Source organism: Streptomyces sp. MBT65, from assembly GCF_016612545.1.
Taxonomy (GTDB): Bacteria; Actinomycetota; Actinomycetes; order Streptomycetales; family Streptomycetaceae; genus Streptomyces.
Genome location: NZ_JAENRY010000524.1, coordinates 1 through 3,398, shown reverse-complemented (window position 1 = coordinate 3,398; position 3,398 = coordinate 1). Strand labels below are relative to the sequence as shown.

General features: G+C 72.5%; 4 protein-coding genes and 1 pseudogene. All 5 read right to left on the bottom strand.

Features of this window, described 5'->3' with window-relative positions:
* Positions 1-879 (bottom strand): FkbM family methyltransferase (locus JHN63_RS49675; RefSeq protein ID WP_200691725.1); only part of this gene is annotated, 879 nt, incomplete at its 3' end.
* Between the two features lie 5 nt (positions 880-884).
* Positions 885-1,094, bottom strand: a complete 210-nt coding sequence (locus tag JHN63_RS49670; RefSeq protein WP_200691722.1) for a Trm112 family protein — start codon at positions 1,092-1,094, stop codon at positions 885-887.
* Positions 1,091-1,996, bottom strand: a complete 906-nt coding sequence (locus JHN63_RS49665; RefSeq protein WP_200691724.1) for a hypothetical protein — start codon at positions 1,994-1,996, stop codon at positions 1,091-1,093. Before JHN63_RS49665 ends, JHN63_RS49670 begins: the two co-directional genes overlap by 4 nt.
* Positions 1,997-2,019: 23 nt before the next feature.
* Positions 2,020-2,748: a class I SAM-dependent methyltransferase gene (locus JHN63_RS49660; protein ID WP_200691721.1), complete on the bottom strand. Its 729-nt coding sequence runs from the start codon at positions 2,746-2,748 to the stop codon at positions 2,020-2,022.
* Positions 2,745-3,398, bottom strand: a pseudogene (locus JHN63_RS49655) (condensation protein); the annotation flags it as partial. The pseudogene JHN63_RS49655 and the gene JHN63_RS49660, both read right to left, overlap by 4 nt.

Sequence of the window (3,398 nt, the reverse complement as noted above, 5' to 3'; positions counted from 1 at the left end):
AGTTGGAAGTCGAGGGGGCTGAAGGGGCGGGCGGGGCGTTTCGCGTCGGGCATGCGATCCATCGTCGCGCACGGCACTGACATCGCGGCCCCGGCCACCAGGACTGCGGCCGGCGGGCAGGAACAGGACCGAGTTGACGTAACGGGGGCCCCGCGCGAACGGCAGCACGCGGCGCAGCAGGCCCCGGGAGACGACGTACGAGGTCCGGGCCTGGTGCTCTTCCAGAGGGAAGGCCGACAGCTTCACCCAGGTCGTGTCCGGCAGGACCCAGCCCTCGTAGCCGAGCAGCGACAGATACGTCACCACGGGCGAGACCGGCTGGATACGGGACTCCAGCTCGACGAAGAGCGCGGGGCGGTCGCGGGTCAGGAGGCCGGTCGCGCCGTGCAGGACGGCCAGTTCGCTGCCGTCCACGTCGATCTTGACGAAGCCGACGTCCTTGAGGCCCAGGGCGTCGAGCGTGACGCAGCGGACGTGCACGGCACGGGCATGGATGTCCCGGCGGACCAGCGACGACACACCCCGGTCGCCCTCGTCGCCCGGCGGCAGCCACAGCCGGGCGGTGCCCGAGCGGTCGGAGGCGGCGGCCGGGATCACCCGGGCGTGCGCGGGGGCGGCAGCGGCGAGCAGTCCGGCCAGGTGGGGGACCGGTTCCACGGTCACGACCTGGCGCGCGCGTCTCCACAGGCGGTACGTCCAGGGGCCGTACCAGCCGCCCACGTCCACCGCCGTACCGCAGTTGGGCGGCAACAGCTCGTCCAGGCGCGCCAGTTCGGGTTCGAAGCGGGGATAGACGGCCCGGGCGGTGGCGGCGACCAGGCGGACCGGGAGGAGGGGCGCGAGACGGGCGGTGAGGGTGGTGCGCCGCCCGGAATCCATCGAGGTCATGGCGCCATCCGTTGGAGGAGTTCCAAGTGCTCGGCCTCGTCGGTCACTTGCTCGCCGGAGGAGGGCAGGAGCTGCGGGATGCCGTCGACGATCGGGTAACGGCGGCGCAGCCGCGGGTTGTAGAGGGCGTCCGTGGGGAGCAGATGCAGCGGGCCCTTGTCGAGCGGGCAGGCCAGGATCTTCAGCAGTGGGTCGTCCGGGTTCATGGGGGTGTCAACTCCTTCGCCTCGGCTGGCTGTTGAGGCGCGTTGTCGTGCTTCGGCATGGTGAGCAGAACGGTGACCGCCAGTGCCGTGCCCCCGATCCGCAGGGCCAGCCGCAGCGGATCGTGCGGCAGGGCCTCGCCGAACGCGAGCGTGCCCAGCACCGCCGTGAACAGACTCGTCACCGTCGTGCACACCGGCACGATCAGCGAGGCCCGGCACCGCTGCAAGGCTGCCTGGGACATGACCAGGCCGAACGCGCCCGTGAAGAGCAGGAGATACGGATACGGGGACCGCAGCACGCCAACCACCGCCCCGCCCACGTCACTTGTCGTCAGACAGCTCGACACCCCCTTGATGGCGAGCGAGCTGACCCCGTACAACAGGCCCACCGCCACGCCGTATTCGACGCCCGTGGTGGGCAGCCGGTGGCGATGTCCCGCGCTGCGTTCGGTGGAGCGGTAGAGCCAGACGCCGGCCGCCAGCGAGGGCACGCAGACCAGCAGGATCAGTGGGTAGGGCGCGGTGCGGCTGACATGGTCCGAGCCCTCCTTCAGCGACAGCACGACCATCAACAGGGCGACGAGGATGGCCCCGAGGGCGTACCGCTCGCGGCCGCTGGTCTCCTCGCCCAACATCCGCGAGGACAGCAGCACGAGCAGCACCAGGCCGGACACGAAGATGCCCTGCGCGGCGGCGATCGGCAGCGTCCGGTACACGACGAGCTGCGCGCCGAACCCGGAGGCCAGCGCGAGGGACCCGCCGATCCACAGCGGGCTGCCGAGCACCAGCCTCAGCAGTCGAACCGGTTGACGGACCGTCACCTCGGGCAGGGCCACGAGCGCCCGCTTCTCCAGGACGAAGCCCGTGCTGTACAGGACGTTCGCCAACAGGGCCGCGGCCACTCCCCACCACACGGCCGCGCCCCCTACGTCTTCCGTGCGTGCAGCAGCAGGATCGACGCCAACTGCGGTCTGACACAGGCCAGTCGGTCGAGCGCGCGCAGCGGCCGCGGCACGCCGTGGAAGGGAGCCCCGGTGAGTCCTACGACCGTGAAGCCGGCCGCCGTCACGAACTCCCGCAGCGCCCGTGCGGTGTAGAGCCGCAGATGTCCTACGACCTCCTTGCCCGGGCGGCCGTGGATCGCGCGCAGGCTCACCTCCGAGAACACGGGCTGGACACCGGCGAGCAGCAGGGCGCGGTTGTACCAGGCGGCCAAGTTCGGTGTGGACAGCATGAGATGGCCACCCGGGCGCAGCACACGGTGGATCTCGGCGAGGGCGGTGTCCGGGTCGACGAGATGCTCGATCACCTCGCTGAACAGCACGGCGTCGGCGGCGGCCGTGCGCAGCGGCAACGCGGTGAGTTCGCCGCGCACGGTGCACGGCAAACGGGTGCGGGCACGGGTGAGGGCGTCCTGGGACCAGTCGACGCCGATGACCCGGTGGCCGGCGAGGAGCGGCGCGGCCGTGGCGGCGGCGGTCGCGTCGCCGCAGCCGATGTCCAGGATCGTGCGGGGGTGTTCGGTGGACGGGCCCAGCGCGGCGGCGAGGACGCGGGCCTGGCGGAGCGTGCGGGCGGGGCCGGAGGCGACGGGGACGGCGGGGTTCTCGTAGAAGTCCCGGAGGCCGTGGCGGTGCGGGGTCGTGGTCGTCATGCCGGGTGCTCCTCCGTCGTGTGCAGGTAGTGCTCGAACAGGTCGCGGAGGTGGGCTCCGTCGCCGGGCCCGAGGAGGGTGCGCGACCAGCGGAGGGCCACGTGCAGCCGGCCCGCGGTGGAGGCGGTCGTCACGGTGAGGCCGCGGGGCATCCGGGCCGGGGCGGAGAACCAGACGGCGTGCGCGCGGCCGGCGGCGCCGCCGAAGTCCAGGGTGTACGGGACACGGCCGATGTTGCTCAGGAGCGTGGTCGAGGTCCAGGGGGCGGCGGCCCGGCGGAGGCCCCGGGTGAGGCCGGCACGCCAGGTCACGGGGACGACCGGAGCCGTCAACAGGGTTGCCCCGTGGCCCAGTTGGGGCCGGGGGAGGGACTTGAGGGCGCGGGTCCGGGTCGCCGTGCGGTGGAGCAGCTCGGCCATGCCGGCCGGGGTGCTGGTCAACTCCGTCGGGGCGAAGGTGACTTCGACGAGCCGCGTGCCGTTGCCGATCGGCATGTCCGTGCCCCGGGGGCGGTCGTCCACGGGCATCGTGATGCGCATCGGGCGCGGGTGTGCGCCGTGTTCGCGGTTCCAGTGGGCGATCATCAGGGCCGTCGTGACCATGAGTTGGTCGTTCACCGTGTACGGGGAGCCCTTGGGGCGGCGGGGGAC